The sequence below is a fragment of the Alcaligenes faecalis genome (genome assembly GCF_002443155.1).
In the GTDB taxonomy this organism is placed as follows: Bacteria; Pseudomonadota; Gammaproteobacteria; order Burkholderiales; family Burkholderiaceae_B; genus Alcaligenes; species Alcaligenes faecalis.
The window spans coordinates 3,824,708-3,845,536 of sequence record NZ_CP023667.1; the positions used below are offsets into that span (position 1 = coordinate 3,824,708).

The window sequence follows — 20,829 nt, forward strand, 5'->3', positions numbered from 1 at the left end:
TTTGGAGCGGGTGCGACAGGCGATCAGGATTCAGCCGCAACAGCGCTGAGCGATTGTTGAAGTTCCTGCATGCTCTGTTTGACGAAAGCCTCGCGCTCCGAGCCTTTCAGATTGTCGGCCGAGGTCAGGATGCGCACGATTTCGCGCGTGGCATGTCGGCGGCGTGCGACTTCCTGGGCCAAATCCTCGGACTCGGGAATCGCCAGGACATTGCCCGAGCAATAGCTGTTGGGGGCGCCACCACAATCTTTCAGCCATTGGGCAAAGCCTTCCGGGGTCGCGGCAGGGTTGGAGCCACGCAAGGCATCGCGCAACATCTTGCGGAACATGTACAGCCCGGCGTCGAACTTGGTCGGGTTCTCCAGAGCATGGACGGCAATCGGGCGTTGGCTGATGATGGCCTCGTAATCGCCTGGTGCCTGTTGGCATTCCTTGTAGTTGTGGCGGGCACGATGGTCGGACGGGATGGGTGGCAGATCTTCCAGCTTGTATTGTCCAAAGCGCTCGGGACGGCGCATGGCAACCTGCCCTTCCAGAAAGTCGATGGTCTCGTAGCCCACCATCTCCTTGTTACCCACTCCGCGTGTATCAATGCCAGGACCCATGACGCGCCAGCCAATCATCTTGCTGTTCTGGTCGTCCACGGGAACGGTCCAGCGCACGATGTGAAAGCGGCTGAAAAACTTTTGCTGGGCACCGTCTTCGGAGGTGTAGGCATGCAGGCTCAGATTGGGCAGGACCTGGTGCTGAACACGGATAAACAGATTGTCCTTGCTGGCACGACGCGCACCCGCGCAGGCCAGGCTGCGGCCATTGTGTACAGGGATGAACTGCATGTCGGGCGCCACTTCCATGGAGGCCGCGCCTACTTCGTCAAAGGTGGTGCCCTGGTAGTTGCCGCCTACCACGTTCTTGGCAGCGTGCAAGGCAGTGGGGTGGAAGTTGTCAGCAGCATTGTCTTGCACTTGCAGCCAGTTGCAGTGCTGGAAGTTGCTGAAAGCCACCAGTTCATCGCCGGGCATGACGGTGAAGTTTTCCTCCCATTCGGGGAAAGGAGGTTCGGCATCGGGCGGGCCCATATAGGCAAAAATCAGGCCATGGCGCTCGAAGGCCTTGTAAGCTCCCTGACGGATGGAGCAGGCGTATTTTTCGCCCTCGGCCTCTTCGCCTTTGGGGTAAGGGACATGCAGACAGGTTCCGTCTACGTCGAACACCATGCCGTGATAGCAGCACATAATGCCCTTTTCCTGGATGGCACCGTATTCCAGGGAGGCGCCACGGTGGGCGCAGTGGGCGTGCAGCAGGCCGATCTGGCCGCTTTTGTCGCGAAAGGCGACCAGCTCTTCCCCCATGATTTTCAGAAAACGCGGGGTGTCAGTCAGTTCCGCGGCCATGCAGACGGGATGCCAGAAACGGCGCATGTACTCGCCCATGGGCGTGCCTGGGCCGACTTCGGTCAACTCAGGGTCGTGATCAGGAATGCGGTTGGTGTAATAGCCGCCGTAGGGAATCAGTTTCTTTTCGGTCATGTCGTCCTCGTGTACAGATCAATGGTGGAAAGGGTCAGGCTACTTTTCGGTCGACCAGCGCCTGGGCGCTGATCCAGGGCATCATGGCGCGCAGCTGCTCGCCGACGATTTCAAGGCGGTGGCGTTGGTTCAGGCGTCGATGGGCATTCAAGGAAGGTTGGCCGGCACGGCTTTCCAGGATGAAATTCTTGGCATAGGTGCCGTCCTGGATGTCGCGCAGCAAGGCTTTCATGGCCTGGCGTGTGTCTTCGGTCACGATGCGTGGACCGGCCTGGTATTCGCCAAACTCGGCATTGTTGGAGATGCTGTAGTTCAGGTTGGCGATGCCACCCTCGTACAGAAGGTCCACAATCAGCTTGAGTTCATGCAGGCATTCGAAATAGGCCATTTCTTCGGCATAGCCCGCCTCGACCAAGGTTTCGAATCCACACTTGACCAGATCCACCATGCCGCCACAGAGCACCGCCTGCTCGCCAAACAAATCCGTTTCGGTTTCTTCACGAAAATCGGTTTCGATGACGCCGGAGCGTCCGCCGCCATTGGCGATGGCGTAGGACAAGGCCAAGTCACGAGCCTGACCGGAACGGTCGGCATGAATGGCGATCAGGTGGGGAACCCCGCCGCCTTCCACATAGGTGGAGCGCACCGTGTGGCCGGGTGCCTTGGGGGCGACCATGATGATGTCCAGATCGTCGCGGGGCTGGATCTGACCGTAATGGATGTTGAAACCGTGGGCAAAGCCCAGTGTGGCGCCGGGGCGGATATGGGGAGCGACTTCCTGCTCGTAGACGCGGGCAATGTCCTCGTCAGGCAGCAGCATCATCACGATGTCGGCTTGTTGCACGGCAGACGCGATGTCTGCCACAGCCAGACGGGCAATGGCAGCCTTTTGACGCGAGGCACTGTTGGGGCGCAAACCCACGACCACTTCCACGCCAGAATCACGCAGATTCAATGCGTGAGCATGGCCTTGAGAGCCGTAGCCGATGATGGCAACCCGGCGTTGCTGCACCAGGGCCAGATCGCCGTCCTTGTCATAAAACACCTTCATACTGCCTCCTTTTTGTGAGTTCTGTGTTCTGTATACAGAGTTCAGTATTGTGGGGAGATATTCGAGGTGTCAAGGAAAAATTGGCAGGTCGGGGGAAATCCCTAGAACAGAAATTTTGCTTAGCGCATCGGGGTCAGGCTGGCCTCGCGAAGCAGCCATTCACGCAGGTGTTCAACGCGTTTGAGCGTGTCGCGGTGGTTGCGGTAGTAGAGAAAATGCATCTCGCGTTGCAGGCTGCGACCATTGGGGGCGGGCAAGACGATCAGTTCCCGATTGTCCAGTTCGCGTTCGGCAAAGCGCTGTGTTTCCAGGCAGACACCCAACTGATCCACCGCTGCTGCAACTGCCATGGCTCCGCGGTCAAAGGACAGACGTGGACCGGGGGAAGCGGCCATGCCATTGCTGCCAAACCAGTCGGCCCAGCTGACCGGACTGATGGTGGAATCGATCAAGGGCAAATGCAGGTACCAGGGCTGATGCAGAGCCAGGCTGGCATAGAGTTTGGGTGAGCATAAAGGCAATAGGGGTTCAGGATGCAGCGACTCCACCACCAGCCGGGGATCGTGGCTGGGGGCGTGTCCATAGCTGATCACGCAGTCAATGTCGGTGGCCTGGTGCAGATCGGGCGGCGTGGCATCCGTGCGCAAATGGATAGCCAGTCCGGGATGATCCCGCATGAAAGCATGTAGACGGGGCCCCAGCCATTTCACCGCCAGGCTGGGAGCGCAATGCACGGTCAAGGCGTGCGTACCCCCGCTCTCGCCCTGTGTGTCCTCGCAAAGCCGGGCCAGCTTGTCCAGCAAGGGAGTCAGTTCCCGATAGAACTCCTGGCCTTGGCTGTTCAAGCTGACACGCCGGTTGTGACGGACGAACAGGCTGCGTCCCAGATGAGTCTCCAGGCTTTTGACCTGATGGCTGATCGCGGAAGGAGTCAGGTGCAGCTCATCGGCTGCCAGGCTGAAACTCTCCAGCCGGGCGGCCGATTCAAAGGCTCGTAGCCAGGCGAAATTAGGGATGGCTCGCATGAGGGTGCCTTAAACAGGTGAATATTTTTAATCAATAGCTGAAAAAGCTTCGTTTGTCATTCATGGTTTTCGACCTCTACCATGGTTTTACGTTTCACCCGTACGCTGCGCTGGATGGGCTGGCGTGCGGGCAACGCAACATCTTGCCGAACCCGAAGGAGACCTTCCCATGAACGCTAAACCCGATATCAATGAAATTTTGGCCATGACGGGCCGAAAGTCGATTTATCAGCCCGAACAGCAAGGCCTGATCTACCCGGAAGAGCCCCAGTTTGATTCTTTTGAAGAGGCGCGCACGCATTTGAAGCAGCGCCTGGTGGCCGCCTGCCGTGCCTTTGCCCTGCATGGTCTGGACTATGGCTTTGCAGGCCATCTGACCATTCGCGATCCCGAGCATCCCAGCCTGTACTGGACCAATCCCATGGCCGTGCACTTTGCTGACGTGAAGGTTTCGAACCTGATCCTGGCTGACCATGAAGGCAAGGTGGTGGAAGGGGATTACGCCCTGAACCGCGCAGGTTTCGTACTGCATGCCGCCGTGCACGAGGCTCATCCTGACATTGTGGCCATGTGTCATGCGCATACCGTCTATGGCACTGCCTTTGCCTCGCTGGGTCAGGAAATTCTGCCCATTACGCAGGATGCTGCCGCTTTTTTTGAAGACCATGTCGTCATTCGCGAAGAAGCCGGTCAGGTGGCGGTGGAAACCAAGGCTGGTCACAAAGTGGCTAATGCCTTTGCTGGCGTCAAGGCGGCCATCCACCAGAACCATGGCTTGCTGACGGCCAGCCGCCACAGCATTGAAGCCGCCGCTTTCTGGTTCATTGCGCTGGAACGCTGCTGCCAGCAGCAATTGATGATTGCTGCAACCGGCATGACGCCCACATTGGTGACCCCCGAGCGCGCCCGTTACAGCCGTGAGCACGTAGGGAGCGAATACATTGGCTGGCTGCACTTTCAGCCGATTTGGGAAAACCTGTTGCGCACCCAGCCCGATATGTTTGATTGATCCGTCCCGCAGGCAGCTTGATCCGTTGGGGGCAAGCTGCTGACTTTGCATAAATAAAACGAGGAGACACAAGCGTGGAACGACGAGCAATGCTGAAACTGACCGGCCTGGCCGGCATTGTGGCCAGTGGCATGGCCCCTGCGGTCGTCAAGGCGCAAGAGAATTTGCGCTGGCGACTGGCATCCAGCTTCCCCAAGCACCTGGATACGATTTATGGCGGTGGGGAAGTCTTTGCGCAGAAAGTGCGCGAGCTAAGCGATGGCAAGTTCAATATCTCCGTGCATGCGGGCGGGGAACTGATGCCGGCCATGGGTGTGGTCGATGCGCTGGAACAGAACTCGGTGGAAGCGGCTCACACGGCGCCCTACTATTTCTTTGGCAAGAATGAAGCGTTTGCCTTGAGCTGTGCCATTCCATTTGGCATGAACTCTCGCCAGCTGACGGCCTGGATGTACCACGGCAATGGCTTGAAGCTGACGCGCGACTTTTATGCCAACTACAACATCGTCAACTTCCCCTGTGGCAACAGCGGTGTGCAGATGGGCGGCTGGTTTCGCAAGCAGATCAATACCCCGGAGGATATACGGGGCCTGAAGATCCGGATTGGTGGTTTGCCCGGTAAAGTCATCGAGAAGCTGGGTGGCATTCCACAAAATATCGCCGGTGGCGAGGTGTACCAGGCACTGGAAAAAGGCGTTATTGATGCCGCCGAGTGGGTGGGACCCTATGACGACTTGCGACTGGGCTTTCACAAAGTCGCGCCCTATTACTATTACCCAGGATGGTGGGAAGGTTCAGTAGGGCTGGATCTGCTGGTCAACAAGAAAGCGTATGACGGTTTGTCGCAGCACTACAAAGATATTGTCTCGGCAGCCAGCACGTATGCGCATCTGGATATGCAGGCGAAATACGATGCCCGTAACCCAGGTGCCTTGAAGGAACTGGTTGGTCAGGGAGCCAAGGTCTTGCCTTTCTCCAAGGAAGTGCTGGATGCCTCATTCAAGGCGAGTGAGGAACTGTATGCCGAACTGAATGCAAGCAATCCGCAATGGCGAACGATTTATGCGGATTATCGGGCGTTCCAAAAGGACGAGCTGCTGTGGTTCCGCTTCGCGGAAGCGCGCTTTGATCAATACATGCAGTCCGTGTCTTTATGAATGACTGGTAGGAGTAGCAGGACCTCAAGGCCGCTTTCTGTCAGGGAAAGCGGCCTTTTTATGTCTGCCAGCAGGTAGTTTCAACCCGGCTATCTAGCGAAATACATGCCCAGGCCATGACTTTTCCATATAAATATATAGACTAAAGTCCGTACAAATAAACCGACAACCCACGTCGGTGTTTTCCCTTAAATTGGTGCGTATCCCCCTGTAGGTGCTGGTTATAAGGTCATTATCAATCCATATTTCCATAGACAAGTATCGGCTCCTTATTATATTGTTCGTATCAAACAACAATTATGTCCGGTCAATTAATAGGAGCAGGCCCATGAAAAACGGGATACGGAGTGTACTGGCAGCAGCAGGGATGGTGGCCGCGCTGGGCGCGCAGGCTCAAACGCTCAAGCTGGGTGTGGTAGGAGGCATGACAGGTCCAGGCGCGCCCTGGGGGCTGGCTATTGATGGTGGCGTGAAAATCGCCGTGGATGAAATCAATCAGGCCGGCGGCCTGGAAGTGGGCGACAAGAAGTACAAGGTTGAAGTGCTGACCTACGACGACCACTACAAGGCAGCGGATGCAGTAACCGCCACCAACCGTCTGATCGATCAGGATGAAGTGAAATACATCATCGGCCCGATTGGCTCGGCTTCGGTCATGGCCATGAAGCCGATTACCGAGCGCAACAAGGTCATCATGCTGTCCAACAGCTACTCGACCGAAGTGCTGGATGCGAATACGCAATACATGTTCCGCGTGCTGCCTACGCAGTACGAATACAACCGTCAGCTGATCGGCTGGTTGAAGCAGGAACGCCCCGAGCTGAAGCGTCTGGCGATCCTGTCGCCTAACGATGCAACCGGCTGGAGTACGCAAAAGATCCAGACCGCTGCATACAAGGACGCCGGTTACGACGTGGCTGAAACCAAGTTCTTCGAGCGCTCGCAAAACGATTTCCGCACCTTGCTGACCAGCATTCTGGCCAAGAACGTGGACTTCATCGAACTGGATACGGTGCCACCCGGCCCGGCCGGTATTGTGATACGTCAGGCACGTGAAATGGGCTTCAAAGGCCAGTTCACCAAGTTTGGCGGCAATAACGTGGCTGAAACCGTGAAGTCTGCCGGTGCGGACAATGCGGAAGGGACCTTGGTGTATTTGTCTGCCGATCCGTCCAGCGAACCCTACCAGAAGCTGAGCCAGGCTTACGCCAAGGTCCACAGCAACAGCATGGATGACTTCGTTTTCTACTTCTACGATGCCACCCGCCTGCTGTTCAAGGCCATTAACGAAGCTGGCACCGTGGACGATACCGATGCCGTGCGTGCCCGCATTGAAGCCAATAGCAGCTTTGACGGTATTCAAGGCGCGATTGTGTGGGGCGGCAAGGATGTCTATGGCGTGAACCACCAGATCGCCACCCCGGCCTACCTGGGTGTGATCGAGAGCGGCAAGGCCAAGGTCATCAACAAGTTCGACGCCCGCTAATTACCGGTTTTGTTTCTGTACGCACTCCGCCACGGCGGTGGGGTGCACCTTGATACGGTTAGCAATTATGCAGATCGCAATGCAAATCGCCATCATCGCCCTGATGTCCACTTTCGTGTACGCCCTGGTAGCTCTGGGTTTCACGCTGGTGTTTGGCATCTTGCGGGTGGTGAACTTCGCTCACGGCGAGTTCTACATGCTGGGCGCTTACGCCATGTATGTTTTTTATGGTCAGTTTGGCTGGCCCTACCTGCCCTCTATCGCGGCCGCTGCCGTGCTGGTGGGATTCCTGGGTTTATTGGCTGAACGCGGCCTGTTCCGTCGCTTTGTGGGCGACGAGATGGGCGGCATGATCATGTCCCTGGCCTTGGCGATTACCTTGCAGGCCGGGATCTCGCTGCTGTTCTCGGTGGACGAGCAATCGGTACGCCGTCCGGTGGAAGGTGCCTGGCAAATTGGCCAAGCCTTTTTCGCCAAGGATCAATTGCTGATCGTAGGCATGAGTGTGCTGGCGCTGGCGGCCTTCTATTTTCTGATCGAGCGTACCCGTATCGGCATGACGATACGTGCGGTGGCGCAGGACCGGGAAGTGGCACGTCTGCAAGGCGTCAGTTCCTGGAAGATCATGGCCTTCACCTTTGCCTTGAGCTGCGGCCTGGCCGGTTTGTCGGGTGCCCTGATGGCGCCGGTCTACACCGTGCACCCCTATATGGGCGAAGCCGTGGTGGTGAAAGCCTTCATTATTGTGGTTCTGGGTGGTCTGGGCAGCTTGCCCGGTGCAGTGGTTGCCGCCCTGATTCTGAGTGTCACCGAGGCCGTGGCGTCGACCTTCTATAACGCGACCGTGGCCACCATGTTGTCCTTCCTGATCGTGATGGCCGTGTTGCTGGTCAAACCCAGCGGTTTGATGGGGAAATCGTCATGAGCGCGATCAAAACTGCTTCGTTCTATCCGCGCGATGGCGCCCTGCAATGGGTCTGGCATGCCGTCGTGGTCGCGGTGCTGCTGGGCTGGCCCGTGTGGGCCGGACAGCCTCGCTTTGCCCTGCATCTGGCCATCATGGTGTCGCTGTACGCCTGCCTGGCCATGAGCATGAATCTGGTTTTGCGCATCGGCCAGCTCTCGCTGGCGCATGGTGCCTTGTTCGGGCTGGGGGCGTATGCCTCGGCCATTTTGAGTCGAGATTATGACTGGTCCTTTCCAGCCGCGTTTTTGGGCGCCGGGGTACTGACGGCAGCATTAGCTGTGATCACCGGCCCTGTTTTTATGCGTATCAAGGGCGTGCATTTCGCGCTCTTGACCTTCGCCCTGGGCGAAGCCGTGGTGCTGTGCTTTATCGAGTTCCACGAACTGTTTGGCGGCAATAACGGCTTTGGGCAGATTCCGTCCCTGCAAGCCAGCTTGCCGATTCCTGAAGGGCGTTACGGCGTTTATCTGGTGACGGTCAGCTTTGCCTTGGTGGTGTATTTCGTGCTGCGGGCCTTGTACCGCCGCGAATGGGGCATGGTGGCGGACTCTTTGCATCAGAACGAGCAACTGGTGCGTTCCGGTGGTTTGAATGTGCTGCGCTTTCGGGTCAGTGTGTTTGTCCTTAGCGCCCTGATTGCCGGCTGGACAGGCAGCTTGTATGCCCATTACCAAGGCTATATCTCGCCTGATTCCTTCGGTTTCTGGACAGCGGTAAATGCCGTCATCATGAATGTGCTGGGTGGTGTGGGTGCCCTGGCTGGTGCCGTGGTGGGGGCCGCAATCCTGATCCCCCTGCCCGAATTGCTGCGCGACTTGCAGCAGTATCAGCGCCTGATCTATGGCCTGACTTTGATTTTGCTGCTCTTGTTCATGCCGCAAGGTTTGGCGGGTCTGTGGCGTAAGTGGCGCGGCGCGCGCAAGGAGGCAGCATGAGCGTGCAATTGAATGTTCAGGGTCTTAGCCGACATTTTGGTGGGATTCGCGCGGTGGACGAGGTGTCCTTCAGCACGGCCCCCGGCCAGATTACTGGCGTGATTGGTCCCAACGGCGCCGGTAAAACCACGCTGTTCAATCTGATTGCCGGTACGACCAAGCCCAGCGCGGGTGCTGTCACCATGGATGGTGCCGCGATTACGGGTCGCCCGGCCGCGTCCTTGGCGCGCCAGGGTCTGGTGCGTACCTTCCAGATGACGCATGTATTTGCAGGCCACACGGTATTTGAAAACCTGTATCGCGCGGCTCTGTTCCGTCAGTTTCCTTCGCCCTGGTCGCTGTTCAACCCTTGGGGTGTGCGTCGTGGCCGCGAAGAGGCCGCGCGACAGGCTGAACAAGCCTTGGCCTTGATTGGCCTGGAGTCTGTAGCCGATGAGCAGGCCGATTCGCTGGCCTACGGTTTGCAGAAGATTTTGGGTGTGGGCATGGCCCTGACAGCCATGCCCCGCCTTCTTTTAATGGATGAGCCCGCTGCTGGCCTGAACCCGGTGGAAACCGTGGCCATGGCCGATCTGATCGAACGCATTCACGCCAGTGGCATTGATGTGGTGGTGGTCGAGCACGATATGGGCCTGGTGATGCGCCTGTGCCAAAAGCTGGTGGTGCTGGTTAATGGTCGTTTGCTGGCCGAAGGCCCGACCGCGCAAGTGCGTCAGGACCCGCGGGTGATTGAAGCCTATCTGGGTGCGGATCTGGACAAGGAACCTGGGCTGGAGCCAGCAGTGGAAGCCCGCGCTGCGCAAAACGGGACGGGACACTCGGCTTCGGTCTCTACAGCTGGTCAGGGAGCTGCCAAGGTCAGCAAGCCTGCGCCCATGCTGGAAATCAAGGACTTGAGCGTGTCCTATGGCGCAGTACGGGCCTTGGACAAGGTCAGTTTTGCGGTGGAAGAAGCCAGTGTGTGCGCCGTGATCGGGGCCAATGGCGCGGGTAAATCGACCCTGATGAAAGCCATTAGCGGTCTGGTGCCGGTTGCCGGGGGAGAAATCCTGCTGGAAGGCCAGCCTATCCAGAACCTGAACGCTGAACGCCGCGTGAATCTGGGCATCGCGCTGTCGCCTGAAGGTCGTCGCCTGTTCCCCGAACTGACGGTGCGCGAAAACCTCTTGATGGGGGCGTATCTGCGTCGCGATCAGGTCGACATTACGGTGGATCTGGAGCGTATTTATGGCTACTTTCCGCGCCTGCTGGAGCGCGAGCAAAGCCAGGGACGTCATCTCTCGGGTGGCGAGCAGCAAATGTGCGCGATTGGCCGTGCCCTGATGTCCCGGCCTCGTCTGCTCTTGCTGGATGAACCCTCTTTGGGGCTGGCCCCGGCGGTCACTTTGGAAGTGGCGCGCGCAATTCGCCAGATCAGCCAGGACGGCACCACGATTGTGCTGGTGGAGCAAAACGCCAGGCTGGCCTTGAAGTTGTCCAAGCATGCTGTGGTGCTGGAAACCGGGCGTTTGAGCCTGGCAGGCGACAGTAAGGAAATCATGAATAACCCACAGATTGCAGCGGCCTATCTGGGCCACGCCGCAGAGGCTTCGCATCATGCCTAATATTTACCAGGTCGCCATGTTTAATGCCGAACGCTACCCCGACAAGGTAGCGGTCTCGGACGAGCGCCAGGCCCTGTCCTTTGCTCAGTTCTGCGCCCGTGCGCGGGCCTTGTCGGCCTATTTGAAAGGTTTGGGCGTACAGCCGGGGGATCGGGTGGCCATCATGACGCCCAATTCCATTGACTATCTGGCCTTGCTGCATGCCACGGCCGTAGGCGGTTTTTCTCTGGTGCCGGTGAACACCCGTTACGGCGCCGCCGAACTGCGTTACTTGCTGGACGATGCCCAGCCTACCGTGTGCATTGTGGACCCGGCCTACCGTCCCTTGCGCGAGCAGATCGAGTCTGAAGGCGGCTTGAACAGCGCCGTGCAGTGGCTGGAACACCTGCCTGAGTCCTTGCCCGATCACCGTGCGGATGATCCGGTGCAGCATCGTTTTGGACGTGTGGGGGATGAGGATGTGGCCATCATCATGTATACCTCGGGTACGACCTCAGCCCCCAAGGGGGCCATGCTGACACATGGCAATCTGTCGGCCAATGCGGTGAACTACATCATGGAGCTGGGCATTGATGCCAACAGCCGCTCCTTGCTGGCGACGCCCTTGTTTCACATTGGCGGTTTCGGGGTGGTGAATGGCCCCATTCTGTATGCCGGTGGCAGCTTGCATGTGGTGCCGCGTTTCGAGGCCGATGCGGTCATGGACGCGCTGCGTCTGTACCAGCCTACGCATGTGTTTTTGTTGTCCGCCATGTGGGTGGGCTTGACCGATCACCCAGAGTTCAAAGCGCTGTCCCTGCCCGGTGCCCAGTTTGTACAAACTGCGGCTGCGCCTTTGGGCCAGTGGCGTCAGGACTTGATCCGAACCGTGTTTCCCAATGCTGAATTCAGCTGGGGCTTTGGCATGACAGAAAGCTGTGTCACCACCATCAAGAATCGCTACACGCAGGAGATTCTGGAGCACCCCGGTTCCATCGGTTACCTGTGGCGGCATGTGCAGTATCGACTGGTTGATGCCGATGGCAAGGTGCTGCCTGATCAGCGCGGGCCGGGCGAAATGCAGGTGCGTGGCCCGACTGTGTTCAAAGGCTATTGGCGGCAGCCCGAGCTGACCGCCCAGGTGCTGGATGCCGATGGCTGGCTGCACACGGGTGATTTGATTCGGGTGGACGATGAAGGCTTTGCCTATTTCATGGGCCGCAGCAAAGATATGATCAAGACAGGTGGCGAAAACGTGGCCGCGCTGGAAGTGGAAAACTGTCTGGCCAGTCATACCGATGTACGCGAGGCCGCCGCCTTTGGTCTGCCCCACGAGTATTGGGGCGAAGAGCTGGTTGCTGCGATTGTGCCTGCCAATGGCCGTGAGCCGGATGTGGAAGTCTTGCGCGAGTTTTGCCGGGAAAAACTGTCCGGCTTTAAAGTACCCAAACGCATCTTTATTGTGGATTCCCTGCCCCAGTCCTCCTCGGGCAAAGTGCAGAAGTTCCTTCTTCGACAAAGGTATGTCTGATGCTGACTTCTTTATCTCTGTTTGACCCTGCCGTGCTGGCTGCCTGGGCCAAGCGCGCCCGCGCCGATGATTTTGTACGGCAGCACAGTGTGCTGGCCGATGTGTGCGTGGCGCTGCGCAATACCGACACCGGCGAGCATATTTGGCTGGCCGTGTCAGAACAGGATGTGCAGGCGGGCACAGGCCCGCGCGAGGTGCCATTCTGGCTGGAAGGCGATAGTGCCGCCTTTGCAGATCTGGCCCAGGGCTTTCCATTTAACCGCTTGGTGCGTCAACACCGACTGGTGGTGGGAGGCGATTTGCGCGCCTGTGTGCAGAACTGGATGTTGTTGTACGCTTTGACCCGCCTGACGGGTGAGCTGGAGGTTTGAGCATGCCTTATGTGACAACTGCGGACGGTATCCGCGCCTATTACGATCTGGCCGGTTCCGGTCCGGCCTTGGTGATGGTGCACGGCGCCAGTCAGGACAGCCTGTCCTGGCAATATGTGCTGGACCACTTTGCGCCTTTTTACACGGTGTATGCCCTGGATTTGCCCGGTCACGGCAAGAGCGGCATGCCGGTGGGCGGTCCCCATACCGTCACCTCGCAAAACGCCCAGTATCTGCTGCAATTTCTGGACGCAGCGGGTATCCAGAATCCGGTCCTGATGGGGCACTCCATGGGCGGGGGCGTGGTTGCCCAGGCCGCTGCCATGGCGCCCGAGCGTATTCGTGGCCTGGTGCTGGTTGATGGCGCTTCGGTGAACGTAGTGAAATCTTCCGGCTATAACCCGCGCATTCTGGAGATGGCGCGCATCAATCCGGGCGACTGGTTTGAAGTGACCTTTCGTACCTTGATGGGCACCCTGTCCGACCCGGCCCGTGCGTTGGAAGTGGTAACGGACGCCCGACGTTGCATTCCGACGGTAGCCTTTGCGGATATCTGTGCCTTTGGCGGTTTTCGCATGGAGCAGATTCTGGAGGATATTCGTTGCCCGGTGGTGATTGTGGAAGGCAGCGAGGACTGGTCCGTGCCGCCAGAGTCCGCCAGAGAGGTCGAACGCTTGCTGCGAGAAGGCAAAGTTCCGGTGGAATATATAGAATGGCCGGGCATCGGGCATTTCCCCCAAAGTGAATGTCCTGAGCAGTTCACCCGCGACACCCTGGCTGCGATGCGCCGCCTGTCTCTTTAAGCTGAAAACCGTATGGCAAACACCGAATCCCAGTCCAGCGCCAAGCCAACCCTGTATCAGAACATGAGCGATCGCTTGTTGGAGCTGATCCGTTCGGGCCATTACCCCGTCGGTTCCAAGCTGCCCACCGAGATGGAGCTATGCGAGATGTACGGGGTCGGTCGGCACACGGCGCGTGAAGCCATACGCAAGCTGACCGATCTGGGTTTGATCGAGCGGCGTCGCCGTGCAGGTACCACCGTAATACGTCAGCATCCCAAGCCGCAGTTTGGTCTGGCGCTGGATACCACGGACCAGTTGCAGCGCTATCTGGAATTTACCGATCTGCACGTGCATAAAAAGGCGGTCTATGTGGACAAGCAGCCGCCTGAAACCGCGCTGGACGGTGAGCCGGCAGATTGGGTGAAGGTGGAAACCTACCGCAGTGTGCCGGGCAGCAAGCGCGGCATTTCCTGGACAGATATTTATCTGCGCAAGGAATACCAGGCGGTGGCTGACCTGATTTCCACCCAGCCCGGTGGTGTGTATCCGCTGTTGGAGGAGCACTGTGGCGAAGTGGTGGAAACCATCGAGATGGAAATCTCCGCCTCGCGCTTTCCCCCGCATGTTGCCCGCTTTCTGGGCTACGAGGACTCCGACCCGGCGCTGCTGATTATCCGTACCTTCCGCAATCTGGCGGGCAAGGTCATGGAAGTGGCGGTCAGCTTTTACCCACCTTATGAATTCCGCTACGTCACGCGCCTGTCGCGCAGTGATGGCAGCCACCGCTCACAGAGCTGATTTTTCCGAACCTTTGGGGAGACATTCATGAAACGCAAATATGGCCGCAGTGTGACGGTCAAGGTGACGGGCGACCATGCGCTGGTGCGCTTTGATCGTGGCGTGAACCGTAATGCTATTGATCAGGACACCTTGCTGGCCCTGACGCAGGTGGCGCAGGATCTGGCCTTGTCGCTGGAGATTCACACCGTGGTACTGACTGGGGCCAAGGACATTTTCTCGGCCGGGATTGATCTGAAAGACCCGCAAAAGTGGAACGACGAGCAGGCTGGTTTGCTGGAGCGTCGCGATGTGGCCCAGCGTGGTGCGCGTTTGTGCCGTTTATGGGAAGAATTGCCACAGCTGACCATTGCCGCGATTGAAGGCGCCGCCGTAGGTGGCTCGGTTGCCTTGGCACTGGCTTGCGACTGGCGTGTGGCCTCGCAGACGTCTTTCTTGTATCTGCCTGAAGCCAAGGTGGGCTTGAACATGGGCTGGGGCGCTATTCCACGCATGGTGAACATGCTGGGTGCCGCTCGCACCAAACGTGCCATCTTGTTGGCCGAACGCTTCGGTGCTGAACAGGCGCTGGACTGGGGCCTGCTGGATGAAGTCTGCGAACCCGGTCAGGCCGTGGCCGTGGCACAGTCTTTGGCCAAGCGGGCGTCGGAATCGCCTGCGGCGATTATTCGTATGACCAAGGAGTCGGTGAATCAGGTTGCCAATGCCTTGAACCGTCTGGGCATTTATATGGATGCCGATCAGGCGCTGGTGTGTCGTGACAGCGTAGAGGGAGCCCAGGCGCGTGCGGGTTTTTTGTCGCCGGGCCGCCCCAAGACAAAAAGCTCCCCCTCGGGAGGCAGCAAGCCGAAGGCGTAGCATTAGTGTCAGCAAATAGCGTTTTGCGTGCCCCTTGCCGTGTTCGCGGACAAGGGGCTATCTATACCGTGGTATCAAGCGGTTTGACGCTCTTGTGCCAGTCGCCCCATCCCCTGTGGAAATAAATCCAGCCCCGCCGTTGCCACCAGATCCCAGAAACCGGCGGGGGAACTGGACACGACGGTGACGCCCAGTTTGTCCTCGACCTGACGCACGGCTTCCAGCGACACCAGGCCACCGCAAGACAGCAGCAAACCTTGTGCCTGACCGGGAGCCTGCTCCTGGGCGATGTCCCAGGTTTTCAGGCACAGATCGACCAGCTCCTGCGTGCTGATCTTGGACATGGCCGTGACGTCATTCACTCCTAGACCATAAGCACACACGGCCTGAATCTGGTTCTGGCCCAGGAAGTGGACCAGTCGCTGGTTCACGTCATCAATATAGGAAGACGCGACTGCCACCCGTTCTATGCCGCTGACACGCAGACCGCGCAAGATGGCATGGCTCATGGTGGAGCACGGCAGGCCGGTGGATTCACGCAGACGCGCCACCAGCTCTTCATTAAAATCCGAGCCCCGGTAAAAGCTCAGCGACGTCCCCATCAGGGACACGGCCTGGGCACCCCGGGCGGCCAACTTTTGAGCGGCGTCGACTACCTGGTCAATGACCTGGTCATAGCCTTCCTTGTCTACCGAACTTAGCGCCAGACCTTGGGCGATGAAGTCAATTTCCGGGTACATCTCCGGGCCTTCCGGAGGCACCAGACCGGCGGCCGGTGGCACGATCAGGCCCAGTACGGGGCGCTTGGTGTCAGAGTTGTCAGTCGTCATAACAGTAGCTGCTTGTTTCATTGTTTAAAGTCGAGTTGGGCGGTCTTGATGACCTGGGCCCAGCGTTCTGTTTCTTCACCCAGCCATTTATCGGTGGCCTGGGCATCTTGGTAGCCGGCTACCGAGCCTTGAGCCAGGAAGGCATCCTGTACCTGCTGTTGCTGCATGCTGTTTTCTAGCGCCTTGCTGACGGTGGCGACCAGGGCGGGGTCTACGTTCTTGGGGGCCAGCATGAACAGCGACGGTGTCACGCTGTAGCCGGGAATGGTTTCCGAAACGCTGGGCAGATCGGGCATGCCGGGGAAGCGGCGCTCGGACAAGGTGGCCAGCAAGCGGATGCGGCCGGAGTTGGCCAGGCCAATCGAGGAAGCCAGGCTGGCAAAGGACATGGACACTTCACCCGCAGCCAGAGCCTGGCTGGCCGGTGCACCGCCGCGATAGGGGACGTGCACCAGTTCGGTTTTGGTCTGCAAGGCGAACAGTTCACCGCCCAGATGGTGCACCGAGCCTACGCCCACCGAGGCGAAGGTTTCTGTTTGAGGAGGTGCCTTGCGAATGGCTTCGATCAATTCGGCCACGGTTTTGACAGGGCTGTCACCCGGAACGGCCAGAGCCAGATCAGACTGGCCCACCATGCCGATAGGGGTGAAGTCACGTTGCAGGTCGTAGCGCAGCGCCGGGTAAATATACGGGGCGACCAGCAAGGAGGTATCGGCAAACAGCAGCGTGTTGCCATCGGCCTGGGATTTGGACACGTAGTCGGCCGAAATGGTGCCGCCTGCGCCGGATTTGTTTTCCACAATCACGGTGCGGTCCAGCTCCTTGCTTAGCGCCTGGGCGGTGACGCGGGCCAGGGTGTCGACCCCGCCGCCGGGGGCAAAACCCACGACCAGGCGAATGGGTTCAGCAGCGTGTAAAGCGGCCACAGGGCTTAATGTCAGGGCGAGCGCAGCCAGCGCACGCCGTGTGAAACGGCTTGCAAACATGAGAAAGTCTCCTCGGTATGAGTGGTAGTTTTTTTAGCTAATTATTAATTCAGTGCCGCATATAAAACCCGGCTAAAGGGTTGAGCTGGGCGTTCAGCCAGCTATAGCGCTCGCGCTTGTCGAACTCCCATTTCTCGGGATGGGCTTGGGCGACACGACGCAGGGATTCGGCCCCGGACAGCACATGGCTGGCCGCTGCCTGCATGGCGCTGGGGCCGTCACGTTGGGCCAGGGCCTGGGTCAGTGCCTGATGTTCATGCCAGGACTGCTCCATGCGGTTTTCCTGATCCAGATGGCGGTGGCGGTAAGGGTTGGTCAGACGGCGCAGATGTTCAATTTGCTGCACCATGAAGGTATTGCCGGCAATGCTGTGAATCAGGGCGTGCAATTCGGCGTTGTACGTGGCGTAGTCAGCCAGGCTTTTGTCCTGCAGGGCCTTGGCACCGCGCTTTTGCAAACGCTCCAGTTCGCGAATCTGGGCATTGCTGATGCGGTAGGCTGCCAGTTGCGTACAGGCACCTTCCAGCAAGGCCAGGGTTTCCAGCATTTCTTCCAGTTCTTCAATGGTGTGCTGAGTGACAAAAATCCCGGCGCGCGGGGCGATGCGCACTTGCCCGGTGGCCGCCAGTTGCAGCAAGGCTTCGCGCACCGGGGTGCGTGATACCCGGAAAAACGTGCACAGCAAGGATTCATCAATGGCGCTGCCCGGCGGCAGATCACCGCTGGCAATGCGGTGCTCCAGTTCGATTCGTACCCGGTCGGTATTGCTAAGCGTCATGTCTGTCTCCCAAGCCCTTTCCTGTTTTTTAGGCTTAAATGATTCTAGGGAGGGCTTTTTGATATATCAATTAAGGCTTATCCGAGGGTAAAGAAAGTTTTGCCCCGTTTTGATTCAGGGAAATTTCACGGATAATCATTTTTTGCACCCCCTCTGCCCCTGTTCGGTCATAGGGAAAAGCACGCTATTTTTCGGATAAAAAAACCATGAGCGAAGAACGTAAACCGCTGGATGCGCTGGCCAGCAGTGCCATGCTGGTTTTGTGCCTGATCTGGAGCTTTCAGCAGATCTTGCTCAAGGCGACGGCGCATGACATGGCGCCGATTTTCCAGATTGGTTTGCGCTCGGGCGTTGCCTGTGTGCTGGTCGCTTTGCTGGTTCTGGTACGCACACACAAGCTGGCCTTTACGGAAGGGGCCTGGCGGCCGGGGCTGATGGCCGGTTTGTTGTTTGCGCTGGAATATTTGCTGCTGGGTGAGAGCCTGCGCTTTACCTCGGCAGCTCATGTCGTGGTGTTTCTCTACACAGCACCCGTGTTTGCGGCCTTGGGTCTGCATATTCTCTTGCCTTCAGAGCGTTTGGCCCGCCTGCAATGGGTGGGGATCGGGCTGGCAGTGGCGGGTATTGTCATTACCTTTTTGGGCCCAGCCAGCATGGACGGGGCTGATCTGGGACGCATGTTGATCGGGGACTTGATGGCCTTGGCAGCCGGGGCCTTGTGGGGCTTTACCACCGTACTGATCCGCAGCACGCGCCTGTCTGCTGTGCCGCCTTCGGAAGCCTTGCTGTATCAGCTATTCAGCGCTTTTGTGATTCTGATGGTGGCCGCGGGCCTGACCGGGCAAACCGAGATACATTGGTCCGGTTTGCTGGGTGCCAGCCTGGTCTTCCAGTCCGTGGTGGTGGCTTTCCTGAGCTTTCTGGTCTGGTTCTGGTTGCTGCGTAATTATCAGGCGTCGCGCCTGGGGGTGTTTTCATTCGCAACCCCTTTGTTCGGTGTTTTATTCGGCGCTTTCCTGCTGGGCGAGGCCATAGAACCCCGTTTTGTGATGGGCGCTTTACTGGTGTTGATGGGCATTACCCTGGTCAGCGCCTATAGCTGGATCAGTCAGCTGCGGCGTCGCAGAGCTTGACTGAATCAGCGAGATGACGCGAATGGCCTCAAGGCGCAATGCGTTGTCGCAAGCTGCTTTTCAACCATCGGCAAAACTGGCGGGCCTCACTTTGCTGGGGTGATTGTGCGTTGACATAGGCCATGTAGGTCGCGCCTGTGGCCACTTGGCCAGGGCCGACTTCCCGCAGGACGCCATCGCGTAGATGGTCCATCACCAGTAAACGCGGCACAACCAGAAATCCGGAGCCGGCAATGGCCCCGGCAATCGCGAAAAACAGGTGATCGTAGGTGGCGCTCATCAGCAGCCGCGAAGGCTCAATACCCTGATCCAAAGCCCATAAACCCAACATGTCTGGTCGTGAGCGTGCGGTCACCATAGGCCAGTGCTCCCAGGCCTGCCCGCTATGTTGCTGGATCAAGGCGGGTGCTGCCACGCATACCAGCTCTTCGCGTATGAGCTCCCAGCTTTCGCTGTCGGGCAGGCTCAAGTCACGGCTGATCAACACATCAAACTCTTCATTAGGACGGGGTGGCGACAGATTGGTGATCAGATCAATCTGCCTATTGTGCTGGGCGGTGAACTGGCCAAGCATGGGCACCAGCACCGTCATTGAAAAGCTGGGCATGGAGGTGCGGACTCTCAGCCGTTCGTGCTGATCCTGCTGATGGGTAATTTGCTGAATGGCCATCTCCAGGGTGGCCATGGCATCTTTGACCGTGTCATACAGCTGCAAGCCGGCTGCCGTCAGCTCAATATAGGGGCCGCGTCGAATGAACAGGGCCTGCTTGCTGACTTTTTCCAGGGTGGCGATATGCCGGCTGACTGCGCTTTGGGTGATCCCCAGGCTTTGGGCTGCACGGGTGAAATTGCCTTGTCGGCCCACCGCGACAAATACGCGCAGGGGGACCAGAGGAACATTCTCAAACATGATTAAAACTCATGATAGGGCCACGCTGAACAGGGGGTAGGTGTAGGGTGTAACAGAACCGTCATCTAAGATAAATACCATGATTTTCATGCAATTTTATTGAAATTACAGGAAATAATCATGCAAAACCGTTTCCCTTATCTATCCGCTTTGCTCATGCTTTCCTGCCTGGGTACGGGGGCTGCCAAGGCGGATGAAGTGGTGTTGTACTCCTCCAATAACATCGATGTGGTGAACACGGTGATTGAGCAATTCCGTCAGGTCCACCCCGAGATATCGGTGTCCGTGGTGCGGGCGGGTTCCGGTGCCCTGATGCAGCGTATCAAGGCAGAAGCAGAGCAACCCCTGGGCGATTTGTTCTGGTCCGGCGGGTTTTCCACCTTGTCGCAGTATGCCGACTACCTGGCGCCCTATTCGTCGCCCGAGGCCAGTGCAGTAGGTGCTCAGTATCAGGGAGCCGGGCAACGCTGGCTGGGTACCAATACCCATGTCACGGTATTGATGCTCAACGAGCGTCAGTTGGGCAAGCTCAAGGCGCCTGCCAGCTGGGCGGATCTGGCTGATCCGGCCTGGAAGGGCAAGATCGTGATTCCAGATCCGGAGCGCAGCAGTTCTTCTTATGTTGCCTTGTACGGTCTGCAGGATTTGATGGGCCAGGAGGTGTTTGAAAAGCTTGTGCGCAATGCAGTGGTGGTCGGAACCACCTCCGGTGCCTACGAGGGCGTTGCCAATGGCGAGTTCGCGGTTGCGGTAACGATGGAATATGCCGCCTATCAATATGTGGCCGGTGGTCTGGATACGATTGACTTGGTCTACCCCGAAGAGGGCACTTTCTTGTCGCCGGAAGGCATGGCCTTGATCAAGGGCGGGCGTAACCCCGAATCCGCTCGCAAGCTGTATGACTTCCTTGCCTCCCGCCCTGCGCAGGAAGAGGTGTTCAAAAGCGCGTTCCGCCGCCCTTTGCGCAGCGATATTGCCGTCAATACGCTGACAAGCTTGCCTGCCATGGATCAGATCCGTGTGCATGCGCTGGATGATGATCGTATGGGGGCGGATCGTGAAGCCTTCCTGGCACGTTGGCGTGCACTGGTTTCCCAGCGCTAGGCG

Annotated in this window: 20 protein-coding genes; 13 read left to right on the forward strand and 7 right to left on the reverse strand. The window is 58.3% G+C overall.

Features of this window, described 5'->3' with window-relative positions; translation table 11 throughout:
- Positions 1-23 precede the first annotated feature (23 nt).
- From CPY64_RS17795 to CPY64_RS17805, 3 genes are all read right to left on the reverse strand, one after another.
- Positions 24-1,529, reverse strand: coding sequence for a Rieske 2Fe-2S domain-containing protein (locus CPY64_RS17795; RefSeq protein ID WP_042485031.1), 1,506 nt, complete (start codon positions 1,527-1,529; stop codon positions 24-26).
- Positions 1,530-1,563: 34 nt separating this feature from the next.
- The gene (ilvC, locus tag CPY64_RS17800) at positions 1,564-2,625 is read right to left on the reverse strand and encodes a ketol-acid reductoisomerase (RefSeq protein ID WP_226349122.1); all 1,062 of its coding nucleotides are present in this window, start codon (positions 2,623-2,625) and stop codon (positions 1,564-1,566) included.
- Between the two features lie 74 nt (positions 2,626-2,699).
- Positions 2,700-3,605, reverse strand: a complete 906-nt coding sequence (locus CPY64_RS17805; protein ID WP_042485026.1) for a LysR substrate-binding domain-containing protein — start codon at positions 3,603-3,605, stop codon at positions 2,700-2,702.
- 169 nt (positions 3,606-3,774) lie between these two features.
- On the opposite strand from CPY64_RS17805, the gene CPY64_RS17810 reads away from it, so the two are divergent.
- The 11 genes from CPY64_RS17810 (at position 3,775) to CPY64_RS17860 (ending at position 15,085) form a co-directional block, all read left to right on the forward strand.
- A complete protein-coding gene (locus tag CPY64_RS17810) occupies positions 3,775-4,614 on the forward strand; it encodes a class II aldolase/adducin family protein (protein ID WP_042485022.1) in 840 nt (279 codons plus the stop codon).
- 74 nt (positions 4,615-4,688) lie between these two features.
- Positions 4,689-5,771, forward strand: coding sequence for a TRAP transporter substrate-binding protein (locus tag CPY64_RS17815; RefSeq protein WP_026483962.1), 1,083 nt, complete (start codon positions 4,689-4,691; stop codon positions 5,769-5,771).
- Between the two features lie 328 nt (positions 5,772-6,099).
- Positions 6,100-7,257 (forward strand): ABC transporter substrate-binding protein, encoded by a 1,158-nt coding sequence (locus tag CPY64_RS17820; RefSeq protein ID WP_042485019.1) that lies wholly within the window; start codon positions 6,100-6,102, stop codon positions 7,255-7,257.
- A gap of 79 nt (positions 7,258-7,336) precedes the next feature.
- Positions 7,337-8,182: a branched-chain amino acid ABC transporter permease gene (locus tag CPY64_RS17825; RefSeq protein WP_021447158.1), complete on the forward strand. Its 846-nt coding sequence runs from the start codon at positions 7,337-7,339 to the stop codon at positions 8,180-8,182.
- Positions 8,179-9,159, forward strand: a complete 981-nt coding sequence (locus CPY64_RS17830) for a branched-chain amino acid ABC transporter permease (protein WP_042485016.1) — start codon at positions 8,179-8,181, stop codon at positions 9,157-9,159. The genes CPY64_RS17825 and CPY64_RS17830 overlap by 4 nt, the downstream gene beginning before the upstream one ends.
- Complete coding sequence (locus tag CPY64_RS17835; protein WP_042485013.1) at positions 9,156-10,763, forward strand: ATP-binding cassette domain-containing protein; 1,608 nt, start codon at positions 9,156-9,158, stop codon at positions 10,761-10,763. The genes CPY64_RS17830 and CPY64_RS17835 overlap by 4 nt, the downstream gene beginning before the upstream one ends.
- On the forward strand, positions 10,756-12,273 hold the full coding sequence (locus tag CPY64_RS17840) for a class I adenylate-forming enzyme family protein (protein ID WP_042485011.1): 1,518 nt from the start codon (positions 10,756-10,758) through the stop codon (positions 12,271-12,273). The genes CPY64_RS17835 and CPY64_RS17840 overlap by 8 nt, the downstream gene beginning before the upstream one ends.
- Positions 12,273-12,644 carry a hypothetical protein gene (locus tag CPY64_RS17845; RefSeq protein ID WP_026483956.1) on the forward strand — a complete coding sequence of 124 codons (372 nt, stop codon included), beginning with the start codon at positions 12,273-12,275 and terminating at the stop codon, positions 12,642-12,644. Before CPY64_RS17840 ends, CPY64_RS17845 begins: the two co-directional genes overlap by 1 nt.
- Positions 12,645-12,646: 2 nt before the next feature.
- The gene (locus tag CPY64_RS17850) at positions 12,647-13,447 is read left to right on the forward strand and encodes an alpha/beta fold hydrolase (protein WP_042485007.1); all 801 of its coding nucleotides are present in this window, start codon (positions 12,647-12,649) and stop codon (positions 13,445-13,447) included.
- Between the two features lie 12 nt (positions 13,448-13,459).
- The gene (locus tag CPY64_RS17855; RefSeq protein WP_026483954.1) at positions 13,460-14,227 is read left to right on the forward strand and encodes a GntR family transcriptional regulator; all 768 of its coding nucleotides are present in this window, start codon (positions 13,460-13,462) and stop codon (positions 14,225-14,227) included.
- Positions 14,228-14,254: 27 nt separating this feature from the next.
- Positions 14,255-15,085 carry an enoyl-CoA hydratase/isomerase family protein gene (locus tag CPY64_RS17860; protein WP_042485005.1) on the forward strand — a complete coding sequence of 277 codons (831 nt, stop codon included), beginning with the start codon at positions 14,255-14,257 and terminating at the stop codon, positions 15,083-15,085.
- Between the two features lie 74 nt (positions 15,086-15,159).
- Here the strand turns inward: CPY64_RS17860 and CPY64_RS17865 are convergent, their stop codons facing one another.
- From CPY64_RS17865 to CPY64_RS17875, 3 genes are read right to left on the reverse strand one after another with little or no spacing between them, the layout of a single operon-like run.
- On the reverse strand, positions 15,160-15,915 hold the full coding sequence (locus CPY64_RS17865) for an arylmalonate decarboxylase (protein ID WP_042485002.1): 756 nt from the start codon (positions 15,913-15,915) through the stop codon (positions 15,160-15,162).
- Between the two features lie 17 nt (positions 15,916-15,932).
- The gene (locus CPY64_RS17870) at positions 15,933-16,901 is read right to left on the reverse strand and encodes a Bug family tripartite tricarboxylate transporter substrate binding protein (protein WP_042484999.1); all 969 of its coding nucleotides are present in this window, start codon (positions 16,899-16,901) and stop codon (positions 15,933-15,935) included.
- Between the two features lie 49 nt (positions 16,902-16,950).
- Entirely contained in the window at positions 16,951-17,679 is a 729-nt protein-coding gene (locus CPY64_RS17875) for a GntR family transcriptional regulator (protein WP_009461474.1), read from the reverse strand.
- 206 nt (positions 17,680-17,885) lie between these two features.
- Between CPY64_RS17875 and CPY64_RS17880 the strand changes: the two genes are divergently transcribed.
- Positions 17,886-18,812 carry a DMT family transporter gene (locus CPY64_RS17880; RefSeq protein ID WP_042484996.1) on the forward strand — a complete coding sequence of 309 codons (927 nt, stop codon included), beginning with the start codon at positions 17,886-17,888 and terminating at the stop codon, positions 18,810-18,812.
- A 28-nt stretch (positions 18,813-18,840) separates the two neighbouring features.
- Here CPY64_RS17880 and CPY64_RS17885 read toward each other — a convergent pair whose 3' ends face one another.
- Positions 18,841-19,722 (reverse strand): LysR family transcriptional regulator, encoded by an 882-nt coding sequence (locus CPY64_RS17885; protein WP_042484994.1) that lies wholly within the window; start codon positions 19,720-19,722, stop codon positions 18,841-18,843.
- A gap of 120 nt (positions 19,723-19,842) precedes the next feature.
- On the opposite strand from CPY64_RS17885, the gene CPY64_RS17890 reads away from it, so the two are divergent.
- Positions 19,843-20,826 (forward strand): ABC transporter substrate-binding protein, encoded by a 984-nt coding sequence (locus tag CPY64_RS17890; protein WP_042484992.1) that lies wholly within the window; start codon positions 19,843-19,845, stop codon positions 20,824-20,826.
- The last annotated feature ends 3 nt before the right edge of the window (positions 20,827-20,829 follow it).